The organism is Haloarcula halophila (assembly GCF_029278565.1).
Lineage (GTDB): Archaea > Halobacteriota > Halobacteria > Halobacteriales > Haloarculaceae > Haloarcula > Haloarcula halophila.
The window spans coordinates 1,036,873-1,063,821 of sequence record NZ_CP119559.1 but is presented as its reverse complement, the minus strand read 5'-3'; the positions used below and the strand labels follow the sequence as shown (position 1 = coordinate 1,063,821).

The following is a 26,949-nucleotide window of genomic DNA, read 5'->3' as shown; positions in this document are numbered from 1 at the left end:
AGAACGTTCAGTACTGTGTGTCCCCACGTGCGGGTATGTACGATCGGCTCTCCGGGACAGTGCGGCCGCCGCCAGCGGCCCTCGTCCCGTCACAGTCGACGTGGGACGGTGAGCGATGACCGACCCGTCGAACGTCGTCCTCGTCACGGTGGACTCGCTGCGGGCGGACGCACTGAATGCGGGGGCGTCACCGACCCTCGATCGCCTGGCCGACGACGGCGTCGTCTTCGAAGACGCTATCGCACACGGGAACTGGACGCCGTTTTCCTTCCCGTCGATCCTCGGCTCACGGCCGGTGTTCGACGAGGGACCCTCGATCGGGGTCGCGTCGTCCCCGACCCTGGCCGAGCGGCTCTCCGACGCCGGGTTCGCTACGGGGGGGTTCAACGCCGCCAACGGCTTTCTCACCGACCACTGGGGGTACGACCGCGGGTTCGACGAGTTCGAACCGTTCGTCGACAGTAGCGGGTACAGCAAGTACCTGGCAGCACATCCGACCGTCCAGGCGTGGGTCCAACTCGGCCTCTCACCGTTCCGGCGGGCGGCGACGAAACTCCGGGGCGGTGACGACGACCGCCCCTTCGCCGACGTGTCGCGACTGACCGACGTTGAGGACCACGCCAAGTCGTTCGTCGGACGGACGGACGACCGCTTCTTCCTGTGGGTCCACTACATGGACACCCACACGCCGTACGTCCCGGCACCACGGCACCTCCGTGAAGTCTCGGACAACCGACTCGGCGTCGCACGGATGCTCGGCTCACACCTCCGGACCGGGCTGGGCTGGGACGTCGACGAGGGCCGGCTCGCGACGCTGCGGACGCTGTACGACGGCACCGTTCGCCAGGTCGACGAGAGCGTCAGCCGCATCCTCGACGCGCTGGCGGCCGAGGGAGTCGCCGACGAGACGGCCATCGTCGTCGCGGGGGACCACGGCGAGGAGTTCCTCGAACACGGGCACCTCGCTCACTACCCGAAACTCTATCGCGAACTCCTCGAAGTCCCGTACTTCGTCTCCGTCCCCGGCGGACCGAGCCGTCGGGTGAGGGAACCGGTCGGACTCGACACCGTTGCGCCGACAGTGTGTGACCTCCTCGGTGTCGATCCCGCACCGGAGTGGGCGGGCCAGTCAGTCGTTCCTGCCTTCGAGGGCGAGCCGATCGACGACAGTCCCGTCGTCTCGGTCGCCGTGCGGGGCGAGTCGGTCACGAGCCAGCCGATCCCGCGCCGCCGTGACGACGGGGAGCTACTCGTCGGCGTCCGGGACGAGCGCTGGACTTACATCGAGCACACGGAGTCGGATCACCACGAGTTGTACGACCGTCGGACCGACCCCGGCGAACAGACCGATATCTCCGAGGCCGAACACGACGGGGTGGATACCACCGACGTCGTCGACCGCCTCTCGGCCGTCGTCTCGGACCACGTCGGGGCGCTCGGCGACGGTTCGACCGACGACGAACTGGAAGAGAGCGACGAGATAGCGGCACGCTTACAAGCCTTGGGCTACCAATAGTCTCCGATGGCGCTCGCCGAAGGATCGCTCGTCCGGAACCCACGGCTGATCCGGTTTTTTCTCGTCGGCCTCACCGCGGCGTCGATCCAGACGGTCCTGCTGTGGTTGTTCATCGAGTTCGGCGGCCTGAACTACCTCGTGGGTGCGGCTATCGCGATCGAGATCACGATCCTGCTCCAGTACGTCCTCAACAACGCCTGGACGTTCAGCCACGACAGGCACACGTCCCGCTGGGAGTATCTGGTCGGGATGAGCAAGACCAACCTGGTCCGCGGGTCGGCGATCCCGCTCCAGCTCGGACTCCTGTATGCCTTCGTCAACTGGGCCGCTGCGGTCCCGCTCCTCGCAAACGGCGGTGCGATCGCGCTGACGGGCATCTACCGGTACGTCCTCGATGCCCGGTGGACCTGGGGCTGAGCCGAGCACGACCGTTTTAAGAGTCGGCGCCCTCGACTGTCGGTATGAACGAGACGGTCCGGCTGGGCGTCGACGTCGGCGGGACCTTCACCGATGTCGTCCTCGCCACGGATCGCGGTCTCACGACGGCGAAAGTTCCTTCGACGGTCCCACAACACGAAGGCGTTCTCGACGGTATCAGCGTAGCGCTGGACGCCGCTGACACTGATCCGGCGGACGTGGGTCAGTTCCGGCACGCGACGACGGTCGCGACGAACGCGTTGCTGGAGGGGACGGGCGCAGAGACGGCGCTCGTCACGACCGAGGGGTTCGCCGACGCGCTGGCGATCGGCCGACAGGACCGGCCGTCGCTGTACGACCAGCGTGCCGAGCGTCCCGACCCCCTCGTCCCGGCCGAGCGGCGATACGAGGTGGACGAGCGAGCGACTACCGGAGGGATCGAGCGGGACATCGACACGGCGGAGATCCGGGCGTTGGCCGAGTCGATCGAGGCGGAGGCCGTCGCGGTCGCGTTCCTCCACGCCTACGCACACCCGGAGAACGAGCGAACGGCGGCGGAAACGTTGCGGGCGGAACTGGACGTGCCGGTGTCGGCGAGTCACGAGGTGCTGGGGGAGTTCCGCGAGTACGAGCGGACCGCGACGACCGTCGCCGACGCCGTCCTGACACCGGTCATCGACGACTACGTCGGGCGACTGGTAGCCGGTGCGACCGAGCGCGGACTGCCGGCCCCGCGGATCATGCAGTCAAACGGCGGGATCACCGACGCCGAGACCGTCCGGGACAACGCCGTGACGACGGCGCTGTCGGGACCGGCGGCGGGCGTCGTCGGGGCCAGTGCGTTCGAACCCGACGGCGTCGACGGCCTGATCACCTTCGACATGGGTGGGACCTCCAGTGACGTTTCGCTGGTTCGGGAGGGGACGGTCGAGCGGACGACCGAGGCTGACGTGGGCAGCCGGCCGGTCCGCGTGCCGATGGTCGACGTGGAGACGGTCGGAGCCGGCGGCGGATCGATCGCGTGGGTCGACGCCGGCGGCGCGCTCCGGGTCGGCCCCCGGTCGGCCGGTGCGGAGCCGGGTCCGGCCTGTTACGGCAAGGGTGGGGCCGACCCGACGGTGACCGACGCCGCGTTGGTACTGGGCTATCTCGGGGCCGACACCACACTGGGCGAGGACCTGGCCCTCGACGTCGACGCGGCGACCGACGCGCTCGCGGCGCTGGCCGAGGAGGCGGCCCTGGACGGTCCGGTCGAGGCCGCTCAGGGTGTCTACGAGGTCGCTAACGCGGCGATGACACGGGCGGTCCGGAGCGTGACTGTCGAGCGGGGCCACGACCCTCGCGAGTTCGCGCTTGCTGCCTTCGGTGGCGCGGGGCCGATGCACGCCGCCGCGCTCGCCGACGGACTCGACGTCTCGACGGTCGTCGTCCCCCGAGCGAGTGGTGTCCTCTCGGCGCGCGGACTGCTGGCTGCCGACGAGCGCCACGACGCTGCCCGGACGTACCGGGCCGAACTGGGGACGGTCGATCCGGACGCGGTCCGCGACGTGCTCGCGGACCTCGAATCGACGGTGCTCGCGGACACGAGCGACCCCGAGGCAGCGACGGTCACGTTCCGGGCGGACTGTCGCTACGCCGGCCAGAGCTACGAACTCGGTGTCGGCCTGGCGGAGTTCGACCGAGCCAGCGTAGCCGCCCGGTTCCACGCCGTCCACGATCAGGCTCGTGGGTACAACCTGCCCGAACAGCCGGTGGAACTGGTGACGCTCAGAGCGACGGCGACGGTCTCCCACGAGATGCCGACCGCGAGACACCACGCCGAGGGCGACCCCGTCAGCGGCCGTCGGGAGGTCCATTTCGACTCTCCCCGGGAGACGCCAGTTCTGGACTGGGACGCGCTCGGCCCCGGACACAGCAGGTCGGGACCGGCGATCGTCGAGGGCGGCGAGAGCACCGTCGTCGTCCCGCCCGCGTGGCGACTGACGGTCGACGCCCAGGGGACGCTCACGATGGAGGCAGATCGATGACAGACGGGGACACACGGACGGCGGACGCCGATCTCGACGCCGTCGAACTGGAGATACTGCGGACCCAACTGGAGAGCGTCGCCGAGGAGATGGGACAGGTCCTGATCCGCGGGGCGTTCTCGCCGAACATCACCGAGCGCCGGGACTGCTCGACGGCGCTGTTCGACGCCGACGGCGACCTCGTCGCACAGGCCGAACACATCCCGGTCCACCTGGGGGCGATGCCGGAGGCCGTCGACGCGGTGCTGGCACACGATCCACGACCGGGCGACGTGTTCGTCCTGAACGACCCCTTCGAGGGTGGGACCCACCTCCCGGACGTAACGCTGGTCTCGCCGATCACCGACGACGGCGACATCGTCGGCTACACCGTCTCGCGGGCACACCACGCCGATGTCGGTGGGATGGCACCGGGAAGTATGCCGGCCGGTGCCCGGGAGATCCACCAGGAGGGCGTCCGTATCCCGCCGACGCGACTCGTCTCCGACGGCGAGATACGCGATGATATCCTGGAGCTGTTGCTGGCGAACGTCCGCAACCCGGCACAGCGACGCGCCGACCTCCGTGCCCAGCGAGGGGCGAACCAGCGCGGACGGGAGCGTGTGGGCGACCTCCTCTCGGACCACGGCGACCGCCTGCTCGGGGCCTTCGAGGCCGTCCAGAACTACTCGCGCAAGCGTGTCGAGGCGGAGCTGACGGCGATGCCGGACGGCACCTACACCGCCCGCGATCTCATGGAGGGCGACGGCGTCGTCGATACGGACATCCCGATCGAGGTTTCCGTCACGATCGACGGGGCTCATCTGGACGTGGACTTCGCCGGGACCGCGCCCCAGGTCGACGGCAACGTCAACGCGCCGCTGTCGGTCGCCAAGAGCGCCGTCTACTTCGTCGTCCGGTCGGTCACCGATCCCGACGTACCGCCCAACGAGGGCTGTTACGACCCCGTCTCGGTCCACGCACCGCCCGGATCGCTGGTCAACCCCGAACCGCCGGCCGCGGTCGTCGGCGGCAACGTCGAGACGAGCCAGCGGATCGCCGACGTGGTCTTCCGTGCGCTGGCGGAGGCGGTCCCCGAACGGGTGCCGGCGGCCGGCCAGGGGACGATGAACAACGTCGTCGTCGGTGCGCCCGACTTCAGCTACTACGAGACGGTCGGCGGCGGGATGGGCGCGAGCAGCGACACCGACGGTCTCTCGGGTGTCCAGGTCGGGATGACGAACACGCTGAACACCCCTGTCGAGGCCCTGGAGGCGGCCTATCCGATCCGGGTCGACGAGTACAGCCTGCGGGCCGACAGCGGTGGCGTCGGCCGACACCGCGGCGGTGACGGACTGGTCCGCGCGTTCACCGTCGAGACCGACGCAACCGTCTCACTGGTGACCGAACGGCGACGCCACGCTCCCTGGGGGCTCGACGGCGGCGGGGACGGGTCAACGGGTCACAACTACATCGACGGCGAGTCGGTTCCGGCGAAGGTCACACGCGACGTTCCGGCGGGGACGACCGTCCGTATCGAGACGCCGGGCGGTGGCGGTCACGGCGAACCGGAGCAGTGAGGAGGGTTCTCTCCAGAACAGGCCACACCGGTTGGACGTATGGTATCATATATCAAATGATTGGTCTAAATTCTGAAATCCGGAATCTGAATGGTCCGAGACCAACGATAACGATTTATATGGATTAATACAGTGAAAAATCTTTAGTCACGGCCCCCCATTTGCCACAGTACGGCACCACTGCTGGGGCCGAGGATTTCACTATGACAGATAACGAATTAATCTGGCGAATCGCAGGTGGTTCCGGTGACGGGATCGACTCGACGAGCCAGAACTTCGCGAAGGCCCTGATGCGATCGGGACTTCACGTGTTCACACATCGCCACTACCCGTCGCGCATCCGGGGCGGCCACACCTACGTAGAGGTACGGGCGAAAGACGAACCGGTACAGTCACGCGGTGACGGCTACAACTTCCTGCTCGCGCTGGGGGACTCGTTCGCACGGAACCCACAGGAAGAAGCCTACTACGGTAAAGAAGAGCTGAAACCGCTGTACGAGAACTTCGACGACCTCCGTGAGGGCGGCGTTCTGCTGTACGACGAGGGCCTGCTCGATCAGGAAGACGTCGACGAGACGGATCTCGAAGCCGCCGCCGAGGAGAACGGCTGGCACGTCGTTCCGATGGACCTGCGTGGTATCGCCAAGGAACACGGCCGCGAGATCATGCGCAACACCGCCGGGATCGGTGCGACCGCTGCTATCCTCGACATCGGGACCGAGGAGTTCGAGGAACTGATCAAGCAGAACATGTCCGGGGACATGCAGGAGGCAAACCTCAACGTCCTGCAGGACGCTTACGACGCGGCCGCCGAACTCGACATCGACCACGACATCGAGGTCCCAGAGAGTTCCCACGAGGAAGAGCAGGTCATCCTCTCGGGGTCGAACGCGATCTCCTACGGTGCGCTCGACGAGGGTTGTCGGTTCATCTCCGGGTATCCGATGACGCCTTGGACCGACGTCTTCACGATCATGTCCCAACACCTGCCGGAGTTCGGCGGGATCTCCGAGCAGGTCGAGGACGAGATCGCCGCGGCGGCGCTGGCGCTGGGGGCGTCCCACGCCGGAGTGAAGGCCATGTCCGGTTCCTCCGGCGGTGGCTTCGCGCTGATGTCCGAACCGCTCGGTCTGGCCGAGATGACCGAGACGCCGCTCGTGCTGGTCGAAGCGATGCGTGCCGGCCCGTCGACCGGGATGCCGACCAAACCCGAGCAGGCCGACCTCGAACACGTCCTGTACACCTCACAGGGGGACTCGGCCCGCGTCGTCTTCGCTCCGGCGAACATCCGCGAGTGTTACACCCAGACCCGGGCCGCCTTCCGGATCGCCTACGAGTACCAGATCCCGGCGATCGTCGTCTACGACCAGAAGATCCAGGGCGAACTCCGGAACCTGCCGGCCAGCCACTTCGACGAGGAGCCAAACGCCGACCCCGGTTCGGTGCTGACCGAAGACGAGATCCAGGACGCGGCCCACCACTCCTCGGGCAAGTTCCAGCGGTTCCTCCACGAACCGGAGGACGGCTCGAACGTCAGCCCGCGGTCGGTGCCCGGCCAGAAGGACGGTCGCTACCTCGCGACCGGGAACGAGCACAACCCTTCGGGACACATCAGCGAGGACCCACAGAACCGCATCGCACAGATGAACCGTCGGCTCGGCAAGCTCGACGACATCCGTGCGGACTTAGACGAGAACGCGAGCCACCAGACCTACTACGGCCCGGAAGACGCCGACTACGGTATCCTCGTCTGGGGGAGCCAGCAGGACACCGTCTTCGAGGCCGTCGACCGGCTCAACGAGAACGGGCATAGCGTCAAAGCCCTGGGCGTCTCGGATATGATGCCCTACCCCGTCGAAGCCGTCAGCGAGTGGCTCGACTCCGTCGACGAGGCACTGGTCGTCGAGATGAACGCGACGGCCCAGTTCCGCGGGCTGACCCAGAAGGAGATCGGCAAGTACGGCGACAAGCTGTCGAGCCTCCTGAAGTACAACGGCAACCCCTTCGAACCCGCCGAGATCGTCGACGGGTTCGAATCCAGTATCAACGGCGAGGACCTCGCCGCTTCCAACATGAAATTCCTCCCCGCAGCAGGTGACTAACCATGAGTGCATTCAGTGCAATCGGCGACGACCGCGAGATCGACCGAGACGAGTTCACACCCGGGATCGAACCCCAGGCGACCTGGTGTCCCGGCTGTGGTGACTTCGGCGTCCTCAAGGCGCTGAAACAGGCCATGCCGGAAGTCGGGCGCAACCCCGACGAAGTCGCGCTGTTTACCGGGATCGGCTGTTCCGGCAAGCTCAACAGCTACTTCAACAGCTACGGCTTCCACACCATCCACGGCCGCTCGCTGCCCGTCGCCCGGGCCGCGAAGCTGGCCAACCCCGAACTGGAAGTCATCGCCGCCGGCGGCGACGGCGACGGCTACGGGATCGGTGGGAACCATCTGATCCACACGGCTCGTGAGAACCACGACATGACCTACATCGTGTTCAACAACGAGATCTTCGGGCTCACCAAGGGCCAGACGTCGCCGACCTCGCCGAAGGGCCACAAGTCCAAGACGCAACCTCACGGCTCGGCGAAGTCGCCGATCCGTCCGCTGAGCCAGTCGCTCAACGCGGGCGCGACCTACGTCGCCCGGACCGCGGCGGTCAACCCCAACCAGGCGAAGGAGATCATCGCCGAAGCGATCGAGCACGACGGCTTCGCGCACATCGACTTCCTGACCCAGTGTCCGACCTGGAACAAGGACGCGAAACACTACGTCCCGTACACGGACGTCCAGCAGTCCGACGACTACGACTTCGACGTCTCGGACCGCAAAGAGGCGGCCGAGATGATGCGACAGACCGAGGAGAAGCTCTACGAGGGTGAGGTGCTCACCGGTCGTATGTACGTCGAGGACGCCCGTCCCTCCTACGGCGAGGAGAAGCGCCAGATCGGCGAGATGCCCGACGAACCGCTGGCCGAGCGGTACTTCGACGAAGACGCCGAGTGGGAGCGGACCTACGACAAGCTGCTCCAGCATCACAAGTAAGCTCCCGACAACGCCGACAGGGCCTAACTCGGGTTTGTGGTTCGGAAGATATTTTTTTATGCACCCGAAACAATCATCTATGAGCGCTGAGTCTACGGAGCGTCGAATCCTCTCGGTTCTGGAGGACGACGCACAGGCCTCCTACGCCGAGATCGCACAACGGGCAGACGTCTCGAAGCCCACTGTGCGAAAGTATATCAAGAAACTCGAAGAAGAGGGTGTCATCGTCGGCTATTCGGCGGACATCGACCCGAAGAAACTCGCCGGGCAGTCGATCGCGATGGTCGGGATCGACGTCGCCAGCGACTGCTACGTCGAGGCGACTCGGCAACTCAAAGAGATCCCCGGCTTGGAGGAGCTCTACACCTCAAGCGGGGACCACATGCTGATGGCGGAACTCCGCGCGAGCGACGGGGACTCGCTGGCTGCCGCTATCGAGGACGAGATTCTCAGTATCGACGGTGTCACGGCCGCACACCCCTCGTTCCTCCAGGAACGGTTGAAGTGATCGACATAGCGGGTTTTTAGACGCTCCGGTGCCGACAGACTGCTATGCGTTCTCGGCTGGTGTTGGGCTCCGGGTCGATCGGTCTCCCGCTTCTCGCGGAGATTCGATCCGACAGTGACGAGTTAGTTGTCGTTACCGACAACGACCACCAGGCGTCGGCACTCCGGGAGGACGGGATCGCAGTCGAGATCCAGGACCCGACCGATCGGTCGATGCTGGACGGACTGGACATCGATCCCGATACCGTCGCAGTTACCAGCGACGATCCGGCTCGGAACCTCGCGGCGACGATCGCAGCAGTCGAGCGGTTCCCGGCCGCGTTCGTACTGGCGTACGCGGGAGCCGATCCCACAGCGGCACAGCTACGCGAACTCTCGTCGGTCGCAGATCGGGTCGTCGATCCGGCCGCCGCGATCACCGATCGGCTCACACAGGTCGTCGGCGGCGAGAGTTCGCGGGTCCGACAGCTCCAGCGTGTCCTGCGTGACCTGGAGACGATGGCGATCGTCACCCACGACAATCCGGACCCGGACGCGATCGCCAGCGCCGTCGCGCTGGGGCTGCTCGCCGAGCGGGCGGGCTGTGAGACCACGTTGTGCTACTACGGATCGATCTCCCACCAAGAGAACCGCGCGTTCGTCAACTTACTCGACTACGATCTCGTCGAACTCGATCCCGACGAGCCGGCCGCCCTCGACGCCTTCGAGGGCTTCGCACTGGTCGATCACTCCCGACCCGGCGTCAACGATCAGCTTCCGTCGGACCTAGATATCGACATCGTGATCGACCACCATCCACCGCGAGCCCCCGTGGAAGCCCGGTTCGTCGACCTCCGGAGTGGAGTCGGCGCGACCAGTACCCTCCTCGTGGACTATCTCCGGCAGTTCGGCGTCGACATTCCGGAAGCAGTCGCGACGGGGCTTCTGTTCGGAATCCGGGTCGATACCAAGGATTTCCAGCGGGAAGTCTCTGCTGCGGATTTCGAGGCGGCGGCACATCTCGTTTCGCGAACCGACATGGATCTCCTGCAGCGGATCGAGGACCCCAGCATCAGCGCCGAGACGTTCTCGGTGATCGCCCGCGCGATCAGCAACCGGACGATGGAGGGGTCGGTCCTGTTAAGCTGTGTGGGTAAACTCTCCGACCGGGACGCGTTGGCCCAGGCTGCCGATCGGCTACTGGATATGGAGGACGTCCACGCGACACTCGTTTACGGCGTCCTCGATGGCACCATCTACGCCTCCGCACGCGCTCGGGGAACCGACATCGATCTCGGGGAAGTGCTCCGGGACGCGTTCGGCCAGATCGGCTCGGCCGGCGGCCACGCGGACATGGCCGGCGCACAGATCGCGTTGGGCGTGTTGGATTCGATCGACGACCGCGAGGAATCGCTCCACGACATCGTCACCTCGGTCGTCACCGATCGTTTCCTCGATGCCATCGAGTCCCGCTCGCATCGGTTGCTCGGGACGGTCTACGGCGATTCGGCGTACGGCCCGGAGGCGCTCGTCGGCCCGCTCGTCGAATCGTCGGAGGGTGATGACCCGACCGGTGACGACGTGGACGCGACGTCCGGGACCGACTCCACGTAGGCGAGAGTTTTAGTCCACGCGTGGCTAGCGTCCGGTGAATGGGAAACTCCGGTAAGCCCACCGTCCGGGAGTACATGACACGTGACGTCTCGACGGTCGAGTTAGACGATACCGTCGAGACTGTCTCCCGCCGGATCGCCGAGAGCGACGGGTTCAGCGGGTTCCCGGTCACCGACGGTCGCCACGTCGAGGGGTTCGTCAGCGCCAGGGACCTCCTGCTCGCCGAGGAGTACGAGCCGATGTTCCGCGTGATGAGCGAGGACATCGTCGTCGCACACCCGGACATGGCGATCCAGGACGCGGCGCGCGTGATCCTCCGGTCGGGACTCCAGAAACTCCCCGTCGTCGACGACGCCGGCCACCTGGTCGGGATCATCTCGAACGCCGACGTGGTCCGCTCACAGATCGAGCGGGCGACTCCCGACAAGGTCGACAACCTCACACAGACCCTCGAACGAATCCACGGCGTCGACGCCCACGAGGAACGCCGCGAGGTTTCCCTCGCCGATCTGACTCCCACACAGACGACGGTGTACGCCGACGAACTCGAAGGTAGGAAGTACGAACTGGAACGCGGGCTGGCGGAACCACTGGTCGTCATCGACAACCACGGCCAACTCCTGCTGGCGGACGGACACCACCGTGTGAAGGCCGCCCAGCGGGCCGGTATCGAGGAGATGGACGCCTACGTCATCGTCCTCGATGAGCCAGTCTCGCTGGGGATGGCGGAGACGGCCGCCGAGTCCGGACTGGAGCGGATCGACGACATCGACGTGGTCGACTACGCCCATCACCCGCTCGTCGAGACGACCCACCGGCTCCAAGAGGAGTGATCAGGGCAGGTCGACCGATCGGAACAGCGAGTAGCCCAGCCAGGGGGCGACGACAAACCATCCCACCAGAGCCAGCACCGCGAACAGCGCTGTCGTCGTCGCGTACCCGAGCGGCTCGTTCGGAGCCGCGAGCGGGATGACCGTCCCTTCCCCGAACGTCCCGAACACGAGCCGTGTGTAGGCCACCCCGGGGTTCAACTGCCCGATCGCGTAGTACCACGAGGGTTTGGGCGGCCGGGGGTACTCCAGGAACTCGGTCGGGTGGACGATCAGCGCGAAGTGCTGTGCCAGCGGCCAGAGGATTCCGAACAGCAGCATGCTCGCGGCGATACCGGCGACGGCCCGGGTCTCGGTCTTGACACTCGCCGAGATCGTCAGCCCGATCCCGACGGCGATGACGGTGTAGACCAGCGACCAGCCCAACACGGCGAGAAACCCGACGAGTTCGAGGCCGTCGAAGACGGCGACCGAGAACAGCCACGCGGCGGCCAGACAGATCGTGAAGGGCGCTGCGACCAGTAGCGTCCGACTGACCAGTTTCCCGAGGTAGGCGTCGAACCGGGAGTTGGGCAGTCCCAACAGGAACCGGACGCTCCCGGTCTTGCGCTCGGTGACGATGGCACCGTAGCTCCCGACCAGCGCCACCAGCGGGAGCAAGACGACCTGGATCGCCGCGATGAACAGCAGGACGACCCGCACCTCGGGGATCGAGCCCCCACCCAGCGTCATGAGAAACGCCGTCACGGCGACGCCGACGGTCGAGAGTAGCATGAGTCCGGCGACGGTCCAGCCCATCTTCGAGCGCCGCAGGTGCAACAGGTCCCCGCGGGCCACGTCGCGCCAGGTCACGCCGACCCCTCCGTGGCCGCCGAGAAGACGTCTCCCAGGGAGGGCTCCCTGACGGCGAAGTCGTCGAACCCGACGCCGCCACGGGCCACGCGGTCGAGCACCGAGACCTTCGTCTGGCCGCCGCTGCAGGTGACGGTCAGTTCACCCTCGCCGGCAGTCACCGCCGAGACGCCGTCGATCGTCCGGAGATCGCCGACCAACTCCTCGGGAGTCGCCTCGACGTAGATGCTCAGCGTCGTGTCGGCGTCGAGTTCCTGCCGGAGCTGCGAGACGGGACCTTCCTGGACGAGCCGACCGTGCTGGAGGATCCCGACGCGGTCGGCGACGGCCTCGACCTGTGCCATGATGTGACTGGAGAACAGCACCGTCGCGCCGCGGTCGGCCTCCTCGCGGACGACCCGGCGCAACATCCGGGCGCCGTTGGGGTCCAGCCCGGTCGTCGGTTCGTCCAGCACGAGCAGCCGTGGGTCGCCGACGAGTGCCATCGCCAGCGCCAGGCGCTGACGGAGTCCCTTCGAGAGGTCGCCCGCCGCGCGGTCGCGGGCCTCGACCTCCAGTTCGACTCTGTCGAGCAACCGCTCCGGATCGTCGGTCGCTTCCTTGGTCCGTATCGCCTGGTTCAGGTGCTCGTAGGGGGTGAGCTGTTCGTAGACGCCGTAGCCTTCCAGCAGCGTCCCGGTCTCCTGACGGATCGCGACGCTGTGTTCCTGTGCGTCTAGATCGAACACGGAGACGGTCCCGCTGGTTGGCCGCATGAACCCCAGGAGCATGTTGATCGTCGTCGATTTCCCCGCGCCGTTGGGGCCGAGGAAGCCGTACACTTCGCCGTCGTCGACCGAGAGGGTGAGGCCGTCGACGGCGGTCACGTCGTCGAACTGTTTGGTCAGGTCGTGGAGCTGTAGGAGGGTCATACCGACAGGGCGTTACTCACAACTATCCTGTCCGCCGAATTAAAGCTACTGACGCGGACCGGTGTCACGGACCTCGGTCTCCGTCCGCCGGGAGACGAACACGACCAGTCCCAGCAGGACACCCAGTCCTACCCCGATGGTCACGACGCCGTAGATGGCGACACCCAGCGGCGTCGGCGGGAGCGCGATCACACCGAACAGCTCGGGTTCGAGGTCCTCCGGACGGATCGACCCCAGGACGAAGCCCATGAGGCCGGCCAGAGCGACGATGGCGACGTACAACCACACGACGACCCGTTCCCCGGACCGGCCGGCCGGCTCCTCTGTCATGCTCGTGTGTAGGAAACCAGGACGATTAGCCTTTTTCACTTCCGTCCCGTAGGCGTGGTATGTCCCAGAAGGAACTGTTGTTCGTCGTACTCTCGGGCATCGCGGTGATGATGTTTCTGACTGCGATCGTCCTGGTCGCCGGGGCCGGATAACGGAGCGCCGCGAACACGAACCGGATCGCCGCGAAAACAGTACCGAGCTTACTCTTCGGCGTCGTCGACGGGTTCGCCGCCGTCGGTCCGCACGTCGCCCTGTTCCTGGCCGCCGTCCATGATCGCCGTGTCGAGCTGGTCGTCGAACCACTGGAACTCGCGGTCGAGCATGCCGTCACGTTCGAGGTTCCAGGGGTCGCCGTCGGTGACCCGCGGCCCTTCGAGCCAGGACTGGACGAGGTTCCAGACGAAGATGAGCTGTCCGACCATCAGGATCACGGCGCCGACCGTCGCCAGCAGGTGGAACGTCTCGACCTGCGCGAGCGGCGCGATGGCACCGTTGAACTCGTAGGTCGCGTACCGGCGGGGCATGCCGAGATAGCCCAGCGCCAGCATCGCGAAGAACGTCAGGTTGGTCCCGACCATCGAGAGCCAGAAGTGTGCCTTCCCGAGGGTCCGCTGGTACATCCGGCCGGTGAAGATCGGGAACCAGTAGTAGATCCCGGCGAAGACCGCAAAGCCGATCGCACCCATCACGACGTAGTGGAAGTGCCCGACGACGTAGTAGGTGTCGTGGAGGATCAGGTCGACCGGCACTGCGGCGAGGAAGACGCCGGTGACACCGCCGATGATGAAGTTCGAGACGAAGCCGATACAGAACAGCATCGGGGCCGTCAGCCGCAGACGGCCGTTCCACATCGTCGTGATCCAGTTGAACGTCTTGACCGCACTGGGGATCGCGATAGCCAGCGAGACGGCCATGAAGGAGGCCCGCAGTCGTGGGTCCATGCCCGTCGAGAACATGTGGTGGGCCCAGACGCCAAAGGAGAGGACCCCGATGGCGAGCGTGGAGTAGACGACGAACTTGAACCCGAACAGTTTCCGACCCGAGAACTTCGGCAAGATCAGACTCACCAGCCCCATCGGCGGGAGGACGAGGATGTACACTTCGGGGTGACCGAAGAACCAGAAGAGGTGTTGCCACAGCAGCGGGCCACCGCCCTCGACGGCGAAGAACGTCGTCGCGAGGTTCCGATCGAGCAGGAGCATGATGAGTGCGCTCCCCAGCAGCGGGAACGCGAACAGGATGAGCGCCGACTGAGTGAGGATCGTCCACGAGAAGATGTCGAGGTTCGCCCAGGAGACGTCCTCGTCACGCTCGGTGAAGATGGTCGCGATGAAGTTGATCGCCCCCATCGTCGTCGCGACCCCGGAAAGGTGCAGACCGAGCAACATCAGGTCCACGCCGGGGTTGGTCTGCTCGACTGACAGCGGCGCGTACATCGTCCAGGCCGTCTGTGCCGGTTCGATCATGTTCTCGGTGACCGGCGCGAGGAAGAAGCCCGCCCAGATGAGCAAGGCAGCGGGAGGAAGCAGCCAGAACGCGATCGCGTTGATCCGCGGGAACGCCATGTCGTCGGCGCCGATCAACAGCGGGATGAAGTAGTTCGCGAAGGCCGCGATGATCGGCGTCCCGAACAGGAACAGCATCGTGATACCGTGACTCGTCAGGATGGAGTTGTAGGCGCTCGCCCCCAGCAAAGCGCCCGACGGCGTCACGAGCTGGAGCCGGATGAGCATCGCCATGATGCCACCGACCGCGAAGGCGATGATCGCGAACAGCCCGTAGAGGATGCCGATATCCTTGTGGTCGACTGTCGTCAGCCAGCGGATGATGCCGGCCGGTTTCTCTCGGCGAACGACACTGATATCCTCGCCGGTGGCTGTCCCCCCGGCCAGTGGCGTGTACGAGCGCCAGTTTTCGATGCGCGTCAAGAGCGCGGCGATGCCGACGAGGAGGACGGCCATCATCCCCGTCAGCACTAGATCTCCTGCTGCCATACTGGCCCCTCAGGACTGGGTGCTAATGAAAGGGACGATTCCTTTCAAAGTCTACCCGAATATGTCGGGGACAGGGCGGCAACGGGGACCGATATCTCTCCGGACGAGGACGGGAGAAACGGCCTGCCGTCGCTGGGCAGCGACCGACGACCGGGACGTGTGAGAAGTGAGACCGAGAGCTACGCCTCTTCCTCGCCGGCCTGTTCGGCCTTCTCGGCGTCCTCGACGGCTTTGCCGGCGTAGTAGGTCAGTACCGCCAGGAGGAGGAACATCGTGATCATCAGCGCGAACTGGAGTCCCGAGAACACCGGGTCGGTGCCGAAGGCCGGCACGACGGCGAACGCGACGATGAAGAACCCGAGGATGCCCAGCGGGATGACGTTGACCGTGAGATCGAGTAGGGTGTCCTTTTCGAACCCGAACAATGCCATATCTGGATGGAGATTAGCGAAGGCCGGTAAATAGACTGTTGGTTTCGCTCAAACGGTGCTCTGTTCCATGATCGAGCCGACGCCGCCCATCGCGGCCATCACGCCACCCGCGATGACGACGGCGACGAGTCGGGTGAACAACGGTCCCTCGCCGATGTTCGAGACGACCAGTTCTGCGGCCGGGAGCTGGAGGACGGCGATAGCGGCCGCGATAGCTGCGAGGGTCACGCCGACGCCGACCAGCGTCGGCCACGGCCGCTCGACGTAGCCTGATTCGGTGAGGATACCGGCGACACTCCCGCCAAAGAGGATGAGGCCGAAGACGGCGACCGGGAACAGGCCGACGAACACCCCGACCTCCGAGAGCGCCAGCCCGAGTGCGACGAACAGTGGCCACGGACTCGCGGTCGGATACTGGTCGCTCAACCCTGGTTCCTCGTCCATACCCGGAGTTACGGCTCACAGGACATATGTGCATCGGACCTCGCGTGCGTGGGAGCGCGAGCCATCCCGCCACGGCCGTCCGGGAACGGGGGCACAAACTATTTGTCGGTAATGTGGCTTGGTAGGGTAATGAGTAGCCGTACTGTCGACCAGGTCGACGAGTGGGAGCCGGTCTCCGTTCGCGGTGGGTACGAGGGGCTCCGAACGCTCGCCGACCGGGAGTTCTCCGGCGCCGTCGTCGCTGGGCCGGCCCGTCTGTTCATGCTCAACGGGACTGTCATCGGGATCGTCGACGGCGACATCGAGGACTACGAGGACGCCGAGGGAACCGCCCGCGAGGCACCCCACGAATCCCTCCCGTTGCTGGCAGTGATGCAGGCACAGGGCCAGGAGTCACAGGGGCAGTACTACACCGAAGACACCTCGATCTCGGATGTCGATGCGACGCTCTCCGACGGCAACTTCACCGGCTACGTCGAACTCTCCGAGAACGTCCTCTCGGGGGACTACTACGTCGTCTATCACCAGGGGCGATCGATGAGCGTCGCCTGGGTCGGGACATCCGAACAGTTGGTCACCGGTGACGAGGCCTTCCAGCAGGCCGACGACGAGGTCGGCATCTACGAGGTGTTCCCCGCCGACATCGAGCCGATCGAGATACCCGGATCGCCGACGACGCAGGGGGCGCCGGGTGGCGACACCTCCCACGGTGGTGGGGACCCGCAGCCGACGAGCGACGCCGCCTCCGAGGGGGCCGACGACGCCACGAGCGGTGCCAGGACCGATCGGTCCGCGGGCCAGGGAAGAGAGACGCGCGGGGACCCGTCGACGACCGCCGGCGCGGAGTCACGCGACCAGTCGCGGACGACGGTCGAACAGTCCCCGGACGAGTGGGCACGGTCGGCGGGCGAGCGGACTGAAGCGCCCTCAGACGAGGCCGGAACAGCCGCCAGCGACGAGCCCTCGGATGCAGGACAGCGTGGCTCCCGTTCTACAGGCGGCCCGCCAGGATCGAAGAGCGTCGGCGGTCGGGAGCCAGTCTCCAACGAACCCGAGCCGCGGCAGTCCGACGCCGGCCGAGGGGACTCCCCGGAGACAGCCGACGAGCGAGAGGATACCGAGCGGACACCGTCCGCCGAGGACTCGTCGTCGGATCTCGACGACACCCCGACCGCCCGTAGGACTTCCGAGGACACGGATGAAGATCGGTCGACACGGTCCGACGAGCCACAGTCTCCGACGACCGCTGAGTCCCAGGCCAGCGATCCCGAACCGGGCGACTCGTCACGACAGCAGTCCACCGGGTCAGCCGCTCCGGAACCAAGCCAGGAACGGTCGGAGCCGTCGGCGACCCGCTCCGAGAGCGACACGGCGATCCCGGACTTCGAGACGCGATCGATCCCGTCGCTCGACCCGGAGCGGTCCACCCAACTAAGCGATTCGACGCCCGACGAGGACGGCCCCGGAGCCGGCGACGAGCAGGCAGAGACGACAGCCCGTTCGACGCCGCATCGGGACGCGGATCCATCGGACACGACGGGTACCCGAGGAACACAGCGCCGGGAGTCGACACAGACCCCACAGCGACACGACCAGGAGTCGCAGCCACGACAGTCCGAGTCAGCATCCACGCGGGCTGGGGGAACCCACGGCGAACCGTCTGCCTCGTCCACAGAGCCGACGCAGTCGACACCGGACGCTTCACAGTCAGGACGTGCCGACGAGCGCGTCAGGGAACTGCGTGCCGAACTCGACGAACGGACGGCGACAGTCGATCAACTAGAGACGGAGATCGCAGACCTGGAGGCAGAAAACACTGATCTCAGAGGAGAAAACGAGGATCTCAGGGCCGAGCGCGAGCGGCTGGAAGCACAACTCCGCGAAGCGAACCAGCAGGTCGCACAGCTGGAAGACCGGGTGTCGTCGCTGCGAAACCAGCTTCCCGAGCACGTGACTGGCACCGACCCAAGCCAACGGCTCGCTCCGGAGGAGGCACTGGACGGGACGAACCTCTTCGTCAGATACAACTCCAAGAGCGACCCGACGTTGGCCGACGCACGGGACGGCAGTGCCGCTCCCGAGGACGTCGACGCGAACCTCCGCATCCAGTATCACACCCAGTTCGAGGCCGAGTCGGTCACCGTCGACGGTCGTCCCTTCCACGAGTTCCTGACGGACTGTCTGCCGTATCGGTTCGTCAGTTGGCTCGTCACGAAACTGCTCTACGAGATCCGCGACACGGGTCACGCGACCGAGATGGAGGTCCTGTACGACGCGCTCCCGGAGATCGACCGGGTCGAACTCAACGGACAGGTGTCGATCACCTACGTCGAAAACGGTGACGAACACCGCGAGCAGGAGCGATACGACGTGGTCGTGCGCGACCGGATGGGTAATCCGCTCATCGTCGCCAACATCAACGACCGCAAGGAGCCAGCCACCGAGGAGCAGATGAGCGATCTGCTCACGACCACCGAACGGCTCGGCAACACCAGTTCGTCGCTGGCGGCCGCGTTCCTGGTGACCGAGAGCTTCTTCGCTCCCGAGGCGCTCGAAACGGCCGAAGAGGCGACGGCGAGCGGACTGTTCAGCAGGAGCAAGCGGGCGAGTTTCGTCAGCCTCTCCCGGTCCGACGGCTACCACCTCTGTCTGCTCGAAGCGCGGGAAGGAGAGTTCAATATGGCCGTCCCGGAACTGTAGTTCGAGAACCGGACAGAACGCGTTTCGGCGTGTATCGAAGCTATCCTTCGATCTCGGCCGCGTCTTCGATCTTCATCCCTTCGAGCTTCTCGATGATCTCGTCGATCTTCTCGTCTAAGTCGTCGACGAACTCACCGGTCTGCTCGGTCGTGATCGCTCCCTGACTGGAGGGCTCGATGAGGTTCTCCTCTTCGAGAACCCGCAGCGAGTAGCGAACCTTGTGGTGGGGGTAGCCGGTCTCGTTGGACATCTTCACGATCCCGATAGGCTCGTTCTCGATGACCATCCGGAGCACCTGTAAGTGGCGCTCCAGCATGTCGACTTCCTTCTCAAGCCTGTCTATCATGGCAATTGTTAACTTGTGGTAGCGGGATTTAAAAGTTACCCTCGGACGGCCTGCTTTGCCGGGTTTTCCGCTTCACACGCCCCTGTCTTAAACCCGTCGTAACGGTTCACATGGGAGACGCCACCATTTCGGGGACGGGCCACACGGATCGGGAGGGACCGTAATCGGTTTATCACGGAGGATAAAACGTCCGAGCGATGACCGTAACCATCGTCGGCTCGCAACTCGGCGACGAGGGGAAAGGCGGCATCGTCGACCTGTACGGTGACGACGCGGACGTCGTCGCGCGCTACCAGGGCGGCGACAACGCCGGCCACACCGTCGTCCACGAGGGCGAGGAGTACAAGCTCTCGCTCGTGCCGAGTGGAGCCATCCGCGGCAAGGTCGGCGTACTCGGCAACGGGTGCGTCGTCAACCCGCGGACGCTGTTCGACGAGATCGACACGCTACAGGACCGCGGCCTCGACCCCGACGTGCGCGTCGCCGAACGTGCTCACGTCATCCTCCCCTACCACCGTATCCTCGACGGTATCGAGGAGGAGATCAAGAGCGAAGACGACGACGAGATCGGGACGACCGGCCGCGGGATCGGCCCGACCTACGAGGACAAGGCCGGCCGGCGCGGGGTCCGGGTGGGCGACCTGCTCGATCCCGACGTGCTCCGTGAACGACTGGAGTACGTCGTCCCGCAGAAACGCGCGGTCGTCGAGGACGTCTACGGGCTCGACATCGAGGAGTTAGAGGACCCCGACGCGTTCGACGTCGACGCGCTGTTCGAGGAGTTCCGCGAGTTCGGCCGTCGCTTCGAGGCGGAGGAGATGACTGTCAACGCCGGGGCCTTCCTCGCTGCGGCCAGAGAGGAGGGTCAGAACGTCATGATCGAAGGCGCACAGGGGACCATCATCGACATCGACCACGGCAACTACCCCTACGTCACCTCCTCGAACCCGACCGCGGGCGGCGCGGCGACCGGGACGGGCCTGAGCCCCGGCGTCGTCGGTGGCGGGGAAGTCGTCGGTATCGTCAAGGCCTACCTCACCCGCGTCGGGAGCGGCCCGCTTCCGACTGAACTGGGCGGTGTCGCCGGCGACACGCCCGGCTACGACGAACAGGGCGAGGGCGAGAACGAGGAGCTGGCGACCTACATCCGCGAGGAGGGCGGCGAGTACGGCACCGTCACCGGCCGACCGCGCCGTGTCGGCTGGCTCGACATGCCGATGTTGCGCCACGCCGCGAGAGTCTCCGGGTTCACCGGGCTCGCACTCAACCACCTGGACGTACTCGCCGGACTGGACGAGGTGAAGGTCGGGCACACGTACACGCTCGACGGCGAGGAACTCGCCGCGATGCCCGCCACTACCGAGCAATGGAGTCGCTGTGAGGCGAACTTCCGGACCTTCGAGGGGTGGCCCGAGGTCGACTGGGCCGGGGTCGCCGCCGAGGGGTACGAAGCGCTTCCCGAGAACGCGAAGGGCTACGTCGAATACATCGAGGCCGAACTCGACACGCCGGTGTACGCGATCGGTGTCGGCCCCGGTCGTGGCGAGACCATCGTCCGCGAACACCCCTTCTGATTCTCAGCGGTTCAACACGTCGTCTTCGAGGTCGGCGACCGCCGATAGCACCGCCTCTCTGTCCTCGTCCGCGACGCCCGCTGCCGCCAGCGCGTCGTCGAGGTGGCCGGCGACGGCCGCGAAGTCGGCTCCGTCGAGGTCGAGGTGCGCGTGTGCGGTTCGCATGTCCGCGCCGTCGTACTCGGTCGGGCCGCCGGTTACCATCGTGATGAACTCCCGCTGGTGCTCGCGGAGTTCGGCCATGTCGGTGTCCGCGAAGTACTCGACGAGCGAGTCGTCGTCGAGCACCCGGTCGTAGAAGTCCTCGACGACGGCTTCGATCCCATCGGCACCGCCGAGTCGGTCGTAGAGCGTCTCGCTCATACGTTGTGAGGGCTGGCCCGGCGACAAAAAGCCCGCGGTCGTCGGGGTAGCGGCACGCTTTTGGGGCCGCCGGACCGACCCGATACCATGAAAGAGGATCTGATGGAGATCATCTGCTGTCCGCTCGACAAGCACGACCTCGAACTCGATGTCGACGAGCGGGACGGCGAGGAGATCCTGGCCGGGACGCTGGTCTGTACCGAGTGTGGCGAGCGGTTCCCGATCGAGGACGGTATCCCGAACCTGCTGCCGCCGGATATGCGCGACGAAGCACCGGCCTGAACCTTTTTCTTGCGTCCGCGCGCAGTCGTAACTGTGCCCGATCCGTTGCCGATCCACATCAACCGCGAGGAGATCCACGGGCTGGAGGTCCCGGCGGACTACGAGTCGACGGGTGGGTTCGACATCCGGCTGATCAACCACGGCGAGCCAACCCACGTCCATCTCCACCTCGACAGTGACCTCTCGTCGGTTGCGTCGCTGGCCGCGACGAACCACTACGTCGACCGCGAGGGGGACCGGCTCGTTCGCGTCGAGGTGACCGGCGACGGGTCGGTTCGGGGGAACCTCAAGGTCGTCAGTGGCTACGGCGCACAGACCCGTCTGGTCGATGTCGCGCTCGTCGAGCCCGACGAGACGGAGGAGACCGTCGAGGTGGGGGACGACCTCTCGACACCGGCACCGAAACCCGAGCCGGACTCCCCGGAGCTCCCGGGCTCGATCGGGACGCTCCCGGTGATGGTGCTGGCGACGGTCGCGTTGCTCACTGCGCTGGGTGCCGTCGCCGTGTTCCAGAACACCGCCGTCTTCGTCGGCGCCGCGGTCGTCGTCGTCGGCGTGTTGGTCGCGCTGTACAGCCTGCTGGCTTAGTCCTCGGTCGGGACGCCGTCGAAGTTACCTTCGTCGTCGAACAGCTTCGCACGAAGGAACCTGGCTCGGTACCGGTTCGCCCCGTCGTAGATGTCGGCCTCGCGGATGTCGTCGACCCGGCCGTCGGCGACGGCGTCGACGATCTCCTCGACCTGCTCTTTCTCGCTGGGCGTCAACTCGAACTCGTAGGTCCGGGGCTGTTCGGACTCGATCTTCGTCCACTGGCGGGCGGCCGTGATGACGACCGAGCACGGTTCCCGGCAGGGGAACTCGCCGTCGCCCCCGTCGACGTCGAGGTCGGTCTCCCCGTCGTACTCCCACTCGCGGCGCTTGAGACACTGGGAGTCGTCACAGCAGGCCTCGGCGACCCAGTTGACGTGTTCGTACCCCTCGCCGCGGTCCCAGGTCTTGACGACGCCGTAGATCCCGGTCTGGCGCTGGGTGGTCTCGTGCCAGTGGGTCACGTCGAGGTCACCCTGCCGTTCCCGGTACCAGTTCTGGACGGTCGCCGGGTAGAACGCGTGGACGGTCTCGACCAGCGCGGCGGGGTCCAGTTCGGGGAACACCCATCCCGTCTGTAGGGTCGGGGCCGTCTTGAGCGGCCGATACCGGTCCCGCTCGTCGTGTTTCGCGAGTTCGCGGGCGGCGACAGGGTCGTCGTAGCGGTCCAGGTCGTCGGCGTCGACACCGCGGTCGGCCTCGTGGCGCAGGTCGTAGACGCGGTCGCCGTCCGCATCGAGTTCGACGGTGACGGCCAGTTCCCCCCAGGTGGTCGTCACCCCGCCGTCGAGGCGGTCGTACCGCTCGGGGACCGCGTGCTCGTCGGCGCCTTCGAGCCACCGGAGAAACGCCCACCGCGGTTCGGCTTGTGGGGCCGTCGCGTGCCAGAAGTACCAGTTCGTCACGTAGCGCTCGACGGCGGGGTCCACGTCGGCGAGGGCCGCGACCGACCCCTCGGCAGTGGTCCCGTCGGCCGTCGAGAGCGTGTAGCTGTCGCCCTCGACCTGCGCCTCGATGCCGTCGAAGTCGACGCCGTCGGCGGCGGCGTCGGCGAACGCCTCGACGCGGGTGTCGTCCATGCCTCCGGGTTGGAGGCCGATCGCAAAAAGCCGCCCGTTCCACTGCGATACCGGTGCCCGACGCGCTCTTTCAGTCCCCGGTCGCGGGGTCGGCACCGCGGGTCCGGTCCCGGACCTGATCGATCGCGCCCGAGACGTCCGCGCCGGCGTCGGCGGCCCGCTCCAACACTACGTCCGCCATCAGCGGTTCGGTGCCGACGGCACCGGCGTACCAGATATCGTGGCCGTCGACCTCGGTCGGCACGTCGTACCCCTCGCGGTAGTCCTCACAGAGCCCCATGTCCTCGGGGATGTCCTCTTGGGTGTGGTAGCCGTCGGCGATGAACAGCGGGACCACGACGATATCCTCCGATTCGAAGAAGTCGGTCACGTCGTCGACCTCGGGGTCCTCGTCCATGAACAGCGCCTGCACCTCGTCGAAACGGTCCATCTCCCGGATGCGGTCGGCGTGGTATTCGATCGCCTTCGCGGAGTTCTCGTTGCGTTCGGTGCCGTGGCCGACCACCGCGAGGCCGAACCCCTCGCCCACGTCCGGGTCGCCGGTGACGGACTTGGCGCGCTGGACGATGACATCGCTCATCGAGTCGTGGGTCCCGACCGGACCACAGTAGTGGACCGTCTGCCCGGTGTCGCCGGCGGTCAGGCTCGCGTCGCTCGCGCTGGTGCCGTCCGACTCCCAGAGGTCGGGGTCCCACCCCTCCAGGCGGAACTCCCGGGGGATGACCTGCTCGGTGAAATACCCCTCCGAGACGAACAGGGGAACCAGATACACTTCCTCGGCGTCGACGGTCCGCAGCCCCTCCCGGAAGGCCGGTTCCTCCTTCCAGAAGGACTCGCGGACCTCGCTGAACGCGCCGGTCGCGCGGATCGTATCGGCGTGGCTGAACGTCGGGGTGCTCGACTCGGCGTTGAGATGCGACCCGTGGGCCGCGATGACGAGCGCTGGCTTCATAGTTCGGCGTTAGGTCGAACCGGTCTTAGGAGCTTCGCCACGACGGCGAGACACGCTTTTGACTGTCCGGAACGGCGACGTAGGTATGTCACTCGCAGCTCAGACACGTGACGCAGCCAGGGCGCGGCCGTTCCTCTACGACGCGCTCCGGGCGGGTGTGGTCAACTACACCGCCGCCGCGCGAACCCTCGACGTCGACGGCGACACGGAGGCCGTCGCGACGGCGCTTCGCCGCTTCGCCGAGGAGTTGGACGACTACGACCCTCCGTCCGGGGACGCCCGTGTCTCCATGCGGAGCGGACTCGGCCCGGCCGACGGCGACCCGCTCGTGACGGTCGGCGACCGGTCGCTGGCTGCTGGCGGTGGCTCGCTCACCGGCATCGTCGCCACGGGCGATGTCTCCCCCCGGCTGTTGGGCGACGTACTCGGCCGTCTCCGGGCGACCGATATCGAGGTCGAGGTGGCGGCTGCCGACAGGGACTCCTTGATCGTCGCCGTCGGGCGGCGGGACGGCCCGGACGCACTCAGAGTGGTCGAAGCGGTCGTGAGCTAACCCGACCACTCGGCCAGTGTGACGTTCGTCCCCGCCTTTTGCCACCGGAGTTCGACGCTGTCGTCGGCCAGCGCGGCGACGGTGAACGAGTCCCCCGCGCTCAACTGGCTCCCCAGTCCCGTACAACGGTCGGTCAACGCGAGGCCCCCACCGGTTGGCGTCGCGCCGGTCAGGCGGAGTTCGTCGGTCGGGACGGTGCTCCCGGCCTCGTGGCTGATCCGCAACAACGTCGTCTCCATCGTCGGGTGACAGTCCGCACTCCGACTGGGCTCTGTCGCCGTGGTGATCGTCACCGACGCGGTCGGCTCGCTGCCGTCGAGCGACTCCCCGATGTCGAAGGCGAACATCGAAAGCCCGGCGGCGAAGACGATCACGACCACGACGAGCAGCAGGTTTCCCAGTACTGGCGCGGACGCTCTCCCGGTTCTCCCACGGTTCACGGCAGTCTGTTTGTCGATGTCGTACATATCGGTTGGGCAATCGAGCCGTTCCGACGGCTTGAAACGAACGGGCGGAGTGGACACGGGTAATGACGCTTCGCGTGACGAACACGCTGACCGGCGAGAAAGAACGCTTCGAACCGTCGGACCCCGACTCTGTCTTGCTCTACTACTGCGGACTGACGACTTCGGACCCACCTCACCTGGGCCACGCCCGCGGCTGGGTCCACGTCGACGTGATGTGTCGCTGGCTGGAGCAGGTCGGCTACGACGTCCGCCACGTCGAGAACTTCACCGACGTCAACGAGAAGATCGTCGCCCGAGTCGGCGAGGACGGCGACAGCGAGGCCGACGTGGCACGCCACTACGTCCGGCAGGTCATCGAGGACATGCGCTCGCTGAACCTCGACCGGGCCGAGGTCTACCCGCGCGTCTCCGAACACGTCCCCGAGATCGTCGACCTGGTCGAACGCCTCGTCGAGGGCGGCCACGCCTACGAGGCCAACGGGTCGGTGTACTTCGACGTGACGAGTTTCGAGGCGTACGGCGAACTCTCGAACCAGACTGTCGAGGACATCGAGGCACAGGGGACCGACGCCGAGTCCGAGAAGCGCCACCCGGCGGATTTCGCCCTCTGGAAGGCCGGCGGCGTCGGCCCCGAGGATATCGCCGAGCACCGACACCCCGAAGCCGACCCCGCCGAGGAGGCCTGCGAGACCGCCCAGACGTGGGATTCCCCCTGGGGCGAAGGGCGTCCAGGCTGGCACATCGAGTGTTCGGCGATGTCGATGACCCACCTCGACGAGACCATCGACGTCCACGTCGGGGGCCAGGACCTCGTCTTCCCCCACCACGAGAACGAGATCGCCCAGAGCGAGGCCGCGACCGGCCAGCAGTTCGCCAACTACTGGCTCCACGTCCGCCTGCTGGAGACCGACGACGAGAAGATGTCCTCCTCGCTGGGGAACTATTTCACCGTCAGCGAGGCCGTCGCGGAGTTCGGTCCCGACGTACTCCGGACCTTCCTGCTGTCGACGGCGTACACCTCGCGGGCCACCTACAGCGACGAGACTATCACGGAGGCCCAGGAACGCTGGGACCGACTGGAACGGGGCTACGAGCGGGCCGTCGAGGCCTGTGACAGCGTCGACGCCTACGCGACGGTCACCGACGAGACGCTGCGGTCGGCGGTCGAGACGGCTACCGACGCGTTCGCCGCGGCGATGAACGACGACTTCAACACCCGGGAGGCGACGACTGCCCTGCTGGACCTGACGGCGGCGGTCAACACTCACGTCGACGACCACGAGGCATACGACTACCGGGGACTCCGGCAAGCTATCGCGGCCTTTGAGACGTTCGGCGGCGAGGTGCTTGGACTCGGGTTCGGGACCGAGCAGGACAGCGACGTCACTGTCGCCGGCGACCTCGTGGAACTCGTCTTGAACGTCCGCGAACAGGAGCGGGCGGCCGGCAACTACGAGCGCGCCGACGAACTCCGTGACGAACTCGAAGCAATCGGTGTGGAAGTTCAGGACACCGACGACGGACCGACCTACCGGCTGTAAGCGGCCTGTGGTCGGTGGTCTCTCGTCGTGTCCGGGACCGATGGACGCCT

General features: G+C 66.3%; 26 protein-coding genes. 15 read left to right on the top strand and 11 right to left on the bottom strand.

Annotation, left to right across the window (positions count from 1 at the left end; translation table 11 throughout):
- Nucleotides 1–115 precede the first annotated feature (115 nt).
- The 9 genes from P0204_RS05515 to P0204_RS05475 all read left to right on the top strand — a co-directional run bounded on the left by P0204_RS05515 (nucleotide 116) and on the right by P0204_RS05475 (nucleotide 11,495).
- Entirely contained in the window at nucleotides 116–1,516 is a 1,401-nt protein-coding gene (locus P0204_RS05515; protein ID WP_276222400.1) for a sulfatase, read from the top strand.
- A gap of 6 nt (nucleotides 1,517–1,522) precedes the next feature.
- Nucleotides 1,523–1,933 carry a GtrA family protein gene (locus tag P0204_RS05510; protein ID WP_276222398.1) on the top strand — a complete coding sequence of 137 codons (411 nt, stop codon included), beginning with the start codon at nucleotides 1,523–1,525 and terminating at the stop codon, nucleotides 1,931–1,933.
- Between the two features lie 44 nt (nucleotides 1,934–1,977).
- Nucleotides 1,978–3,960 (top strand): hydantoinase/oxoprolinase family protein, encoded by a 1,983-nt coding sequence (locus P0204_RS05505; protein WP_276222396.1) that lies wholly within the window; start codon nucleotides 1,978–1,980, stop codon nucleotides 3,958–3,960.
- The gene (locus tag P0204_RS05500; RefSeq protein ID WP_276222394.1) at nucleotides 3,957–5,519 is read left to right on the top strand and encodes a hydantoinase B/oxoprolinase family protein; all 1,563 of its coding nucleotides are present in this window, start codon (nucleotides 3,957–3,959) and stop codon (nucleotides 5,517–5,519) included. The genes P0204_RS05505 and P0204_RS05500 overlap by 4 nt, the downstream gene beginning before the upstream one ends.
- A 203-nt stretch (nucleotides 5,520–5,722) precedes the next feature.
- On the top strand, nucleotides 5,723–7,621 hold the full coding sequence (locus P0204_RS05495; protein ID WP_276222392.1) for a 2-oxoacid:acceptor oxidoreductase subunit alpha: 1,899 nt from the start codon (nucleotides 5,723–5,725) through the stop codon (nucleotides 7,619–7,621).
- 2 nt (nucleotides 7,622–7,623) lie between these two features.
- Complete coding sequence (locus P0204_RS05490) at nucleotides 7,624–8,562, top strand: thiamine pyrophosphate-dependent enzyme (RefSeq protein ID WP_276222391.1); 939 nt, start codon at nucleotides 7,624–7,626, stop codon at nucleotides 8,560–8,562.
- A gap of 79 nt (nucleotides 8,563–8,641) precedes the next feature.
- On the top strand, nucleotides 8,642–9,070 hold the full coding sequence (gene lrpA1, locus P0204_RS05485; protein WP_276222389.1) for an HTH-type transcriptional regulator LrpA1: 429 nt from the start codon (nucleotides 8,642–8,644) through the stop codon (nucleotides 9,068–9,070).
- Between the two features lie 44 nt (nucleotides 9,071–9,114).
- Entirely contained in the window at nucleotides 9,115–10,662 is a 1,548-nt protein-coding gene (locus P0204_RS05480) for a DHH family phosphoesterase (protein ID WP_276222387.1), read from the top strand.
- A 38-nt stretch (nucleotides 10,663–10,700) separates the two neighbouring features.
- Entirely contained in the window at nucleotides 10,701–11,495 is a 795-nt protein-coding gene (locus tag P0204_RS05475) for a CBS pair associated ParBc domain-containing protein (protein ID WP_276222385.1), read from the top strand.
- On the opposite strand, the gene P0204_RS05470 is transcribed toward P0204_RS05475, so the two are convergent.
- The 6 genes from P0204_RS05470 to P0204_RS05445 all read right to left on the bottom strand — a co-directional run bounded on the left by P0204_RS05470 (nucleotide 11,496) and on the right by P0204_RS05445 (nucleotide 16,454).
- Nucleotides 11,496–12,344 carry an ABC transporter permease subunit gene (locus P0204_RS05470; protein WP_276222384.1) on the bottom strand — a complete coding sequence of 283 codons (849 nt, stop codon included), beginning with the start codon at nucleotides 12,342–12,344 and terminating at the stop codon, nucleotides 11,496–11,498.
- Complete coding sequence (locus P0204_RS05465; RefSeq protein ID WP_276222382.1) at nucleotides 12,341–13,255, bottom strand: ABC transporter ATP-binding protein; 915 nt, start codon at nucleotides 13,253–13,255, stop codon at nucleotides 12,341–12,343. The genes P0204_RS05470 and P0204_RS05465 overlap by 4 nt, the downstream gene beginning before the upstream one ends.
- Nucleotides 13,256–13,300: 45 nt before the next feature.
- On the bottom strand, nucleotides 13,301–13,585 hold the full coding sequence (locus P0204_RS05460) for a DUF7520 family protein (protein WP_276222381.1): 285 nt from the start codon (nucleotides 13,583–13,585) through the stop codon (nucleotides 13,301–13,303).
- Between the two features lie 200 nt (nucleotides 13,586–13,785).
- Nucleotides 13,786–15,579 carry a cytochrome c oxidase subunit I gene (ctaD, locus tag P0204_RS05455; RefSeq protein WP_276222379.1) on the bottom strand — a complete coding sequence of 598 codons (1,794 nt, stop codon included), beginning with the start codon at nucleotides 15,577–15,579 and terminating at the stop codon, nucleotides 13,786–13,788.
- A gap of 179 nt (nucleotides 15,580–15,758) precedes the next feature.
- A complete protein-coding gene (locus P0204_RS05450) occupies nucleotides 15,759–16,010 on the bottom strand; it encodes a DUF6684 family protein (RefSeq protein ID WP_276222377.1) in 252 nt (83 codons plus the stop codon).
- 48 nt (nucleotides 16,011–16,058) lie between these two features.
- Nucleotides 16,059–16,454, bottom strand: coding sequence for a DUF7541 family protein (locus P0204_RS05445; protein ID WP_276222375.1), 396 nt, complete (start codon nucleotides 16,452–16,454; stop codon nucleotides 16,059–16,061).
- 129 nt (nucleotides 16,455–16,583) lie between these two features.
- Between P0204_RS05445 and P0204_RS05440 the strand changes: the two genes are divergently transcribed.
- Nucleotides 16,584–19,154 (top strand): DUF7527 domain-containing protein, encoded by a 2,571-nt coding sequence (locus P0204_RS05440; RefSeq protein ID WP_276222373.1) that lies wholly within the window; start codon nucleotides 16,584–16,586, stop codon nucleotides 19,152–19,154.
- Nucleotides 19,155–19,194: 40 nt separating this feature from the next.
- Here P0204_RS05440 and P0204_RS05435 read toward each other — a convergent pair whose 3' ends face one another.
- A complete protein-coding gene (locus P0204_RS05435) occupies nucleotides 19,195–19,500 on the bottom strand; it encodes a hypothetical protein (protein ID WP_135304560.1) in 306 nt (101 codons plus the stop codon).
- A gap of 197 nt (nucleotides 19,501–19,697) precedes the next feature.
- On the opposite strand from P0204_RS05435, the gene P0204_RS05430 reads away from it, so the two are divergent.
- Nucleotides 19,698–21,074, top strand: coding sequence for an adenylosuccinate synthase (locus P0204_RS05430; protein WP_276222369.1), 1,377 nt, complete (start codon nucleotides 19,698–19,700; stop codon nucleotides 21,072–21,074).
- 3 nt (nucleotides 21,075–21,077) lie between these two features.
- Here the strand turns inward: P0204_RS05430 and P0204_RS05425 are convergent, their stop codons facing one another.
- Nucleotides 21,078–21,437 carry a group I truncated hemoglobin gene (locus P0204_RS05425; RefSeq protein WP_276222368.1) on the bottom strand — a complete coding sequence of 120 codons (360 nt, stop codon included), beginning with the start codon at nucleotides 21,435–21,437 and terminating at the stop codon, nucleotides 21,078–21,080.
- 87 nt (nucleotides 21,438–21,524) lie between these two features.
- On the opposite strand from P0204_RS05425, the gene P0204_RS05420 reads away from it, so the two are divergent.
- Together P0204_RS05420 and P0204_RS05415 are read left to right on the top strand one after the other, a co-directional pair.
- Entirely contained in the window at nucleotides 21,525–21,719 is a 195-nt protein-coding gene (locus P0204_RS05420) for a methytransferase partner Trm112 (protein ID WP_276222366.1), read from the top strand.
- A gap of 33 nt (nucleotides 21,720–21,752) precedes the next feature.
- Nucleotides 21,753–22,307: a DUF7524 family protein gene (locus P0204_RS05415; RefSeq protein ID WP_276222365.1), complete on the top strand. Its 555-nt coding sequence runs from the start codon at nucleotides 21,753–21,755 to the stop codon at nucleotides 22,305–22,307.
- Here the strand turns inward: P0204_RS05415 and P0204_RS05410 are convergent.
- Both P0204_RS05410 and P0204_RS05405 read right to left on the bottom strand, forming a co-directional pair.
- The gene (locus P0204_RS05410; RefSeq protein ID WP_276222363.1) at nucleotides 22,304–23,386 is read right to left on the bottom strand and encodes a DR2241 family protein; all 1,083 of its coding nucleotides are present in this window, start codon (nucleotides 23,384–23,386) and stop codon (nucleotides 22,304–22,306) included. The two genes, P0204_RS05415 and P0204_RS05410, sit on opposite strands and share 4 nt — an antisense overlap.
- 70 nt (nucleotides 23,387–23,456) lie before the next feature.
- A complete protein-coding gene (locus P0204_RS05405; RefSeq protein WP_276222361.1) occupies nucleotides 23,457–24,338 on the bottom strand; it encodes a CbiX/SirB N-terminal domain-containing protein in 882 nt (293 codons plus the stop codon).
- An 85-nt stretch (nucleotides 24,339–24,423) separates the two neighbouring features.
- On the opposite strand from P0204_RS05405, the gene P0204_RS05400 reads away from it, so the two are divergent.
- A complete protein-coding gene (locus P0204_RS05400; RefSeq protein ID WP_276222359.1) occupies nucleotides 24,424–24,891 on the top strand; it encodes a DUF7523 family protein in 468 nt (155 codons plus the stop codon).
- On the opposite strand, the gene P0204_RS05395 is transcribed toward P0204_RS05400, so the two are convergent.
- On the bottom strand, nucleotides 24,888–25,358 hold the full coding sequence (locus P0204_RS05395) for a type IV pilin domain-containing protein (protein ID WP_276222357.1): 471 nt from the start codon (nucleotides 25,356–25,358) through the stop codon (nucleotides 24,888–24,890). The two genes, P0204_RS05400 and P0204_RS05395, sit on opposite strands and share 4 nt — an antisense overlap.
- A 62-nt stretch (nucleotides 25,359–25,420) precedes the next feature.
- On the opposite strand from P0204_RS05395, the gene cysS reads away from it, so the two are divergent.
- A complete protein-coding gene (gene cysS / locus P0204_RS05390) occupies nucleotides 25,421–26,899 on the top strand; it encodes a cysteine--tRNA ligase (RefSeq protein WP_276222355.1) in 1,479 nt (492 codons plus the stop codon).
- Nucleotides 26,900–26,949 lie beyond the last annotated feature (50 nt).

Bases quoted from the DNA above. Each gene is read 5' to 3' on its own strand.
- P0204_RS05515 (WP_276222400.1), top strand. From the start codon at position 116: ATGACCGACCCGTCGAACGTCGTCCTCGTCACGGTGGACTCGCTGCGG.
- P0204_RS05510 (WP_276222398.1), top strand. From the start codon at position 1,523: ATGGCGCTCGCCGAAGGATCGCTCGTCCGGAACCCACGGCTGATCCGG.
- P0204_RS05505 (WP_276222396.1), top strand. From the start codon at position 1,978: ATGAACGAGACGGTCCGGCTGGGCGTCGACGTCGGCGGGACCTTCACC.
- P0204_RS05500 (WP_276222394.1), top strand. From the start codon at position 3,957: ATGACAGACGGGGACACACGGACGGCGGACGCCGATCTCGACGCCGTC.
- P0204_RS05495 (WP_276222392.1), top strand. From the start codon at position 5,723: ATGACAGATAACGAATTAATCTGGCGAATCGCAGGTGGTTCCGGTGAC.
- P0204_RS05490 (WP_276222391.1), top strand. From the start codon at position 7,624: ATGAGTGCATTCAGTGCAATCGGCGACGACCGCGAGATCGACCGAGAC.
- lrpA1 (WP_276222389.1), top strand. From the start codon at position 8,642: ATGAGCGCTGAGTCTACGGAGCGTCGAATCCTCTCGGTTCTGGAGGAC.
- P0204_RS05480 (WP_276222387.1), top strand. From the start codon at position 9,115: ATGCGTTCTCGGCTGGTGTTGGGCTCCGGGTCGATCGGTCTCCCGCTT.
- P0204_RS05475 (WP_276222385.1), top strand. From the start codon at position 10,701: ATGGGAAACTCCGGTAAGCCCACCGTCCGGGAGTACATGACACGTGAC.
- P0204_RS05465 (WP_276222382.1), bottom strand. From the start codon at position 13,255: ATGACCCTCCTACAGCTCCACGACCTGACCAAACAGTTCGACGACGTG.
- P0204_RS05460 (WP_276222381.1), bottom strand. From the start codon at position 13,585: ATGACAGAGGAGCCGGCCGGCCGGTCCGGGGAACGGGTCGTCGTGTGG.
- ctaD (WP_276222379.1), bottom strand. From the start codon at position 15,579: ATGGCAGCAGGAGATCTAGTGCTGACGGGGATGATGGCCGTCCTCCTC.
- P0204_RS05450 (WP_276222377.1), bottom strand. From the start codon at position 16,010: ATGGCATTGTTCGGGTTCGAAAAGGACACCCTACTCGATCTCACGGTC.
- P0204_RS05445 (WP_276222375.1), bottom strand. From the start codon at position 16,454: ATGGACGAGGAACCAGGGTTGAGCGACCAGTATCCGACCGCGAGTCCG.
- P0204_RS05440 (WP_276222373.1), top strand. From the start codon at position 16,584: ATGAGTAGCCGTACTGTCGACCAGGTCGACGAGTGGGAGCCGGTCTCC.
- P0204_RS05435 (WP_135304560.1), bottom strand. From the start codon at position 19,500: ATGATAGACAGGCTTGAGAAGGAAGTCGACATGCTGGAGCGCCACTTA.
- P0204_RS05430 (WP_276222369.1), top strand. From the start codon at position 19,698: ATGACCGTAACCATCGTCGGCTCGCAACTCGGCGACGAGGGGAAAGGC.
- P0204_RS05425 (WP_276222368.1), bottom strand. From the start codon at position 21,437: ATGAGCGAGACGCTCTACGACCGACTCGGCGGTGCCGATGGGATCGAA.
- P0204_RS05420 (WP_276222366.1), top strand. From the start codon at position 21,525: ATGAAAGAGGATCTGATGGAGATCATCTGCTGTCCGCTCGACAAGCAC.
- P0204_RS05410 (WP_276222363.1), bottom strand. From the start codon at position 23,386: ATGGACGACACCCGCGTCGAGGCGTTCGCCGACGCCGCCGCCGACGGC.
- P0204_RS05405 (WP_276222361.1), bottom strand. From the start codon at position 24,338: ATGAAGCCAGCGCTCGTCATCGCGGCCCACGGGTCGCATCTCAACGCC.
- P0204_RS05400 (WP_276222359.1), top strand. From the start codon at position 24,424: ATGTCACTCGCAGCTCAGACACGTGACGCAGCCAGGGCGCGGCCGTTC.
- P0204_RS05395 (WP_276222357.1), bottom strand. From the start codon at position 25,358: ATGTACGACATCGACAAACAGACTGCCGTGAACCGTGGGAGAACCGGG.
- cysS (WP_276222355.1), top strand. From the start codon at position 25,421: ATGACGCTTCGCGTGACGAACACGCTGACCGGCGAGAAAGAACGCTTC.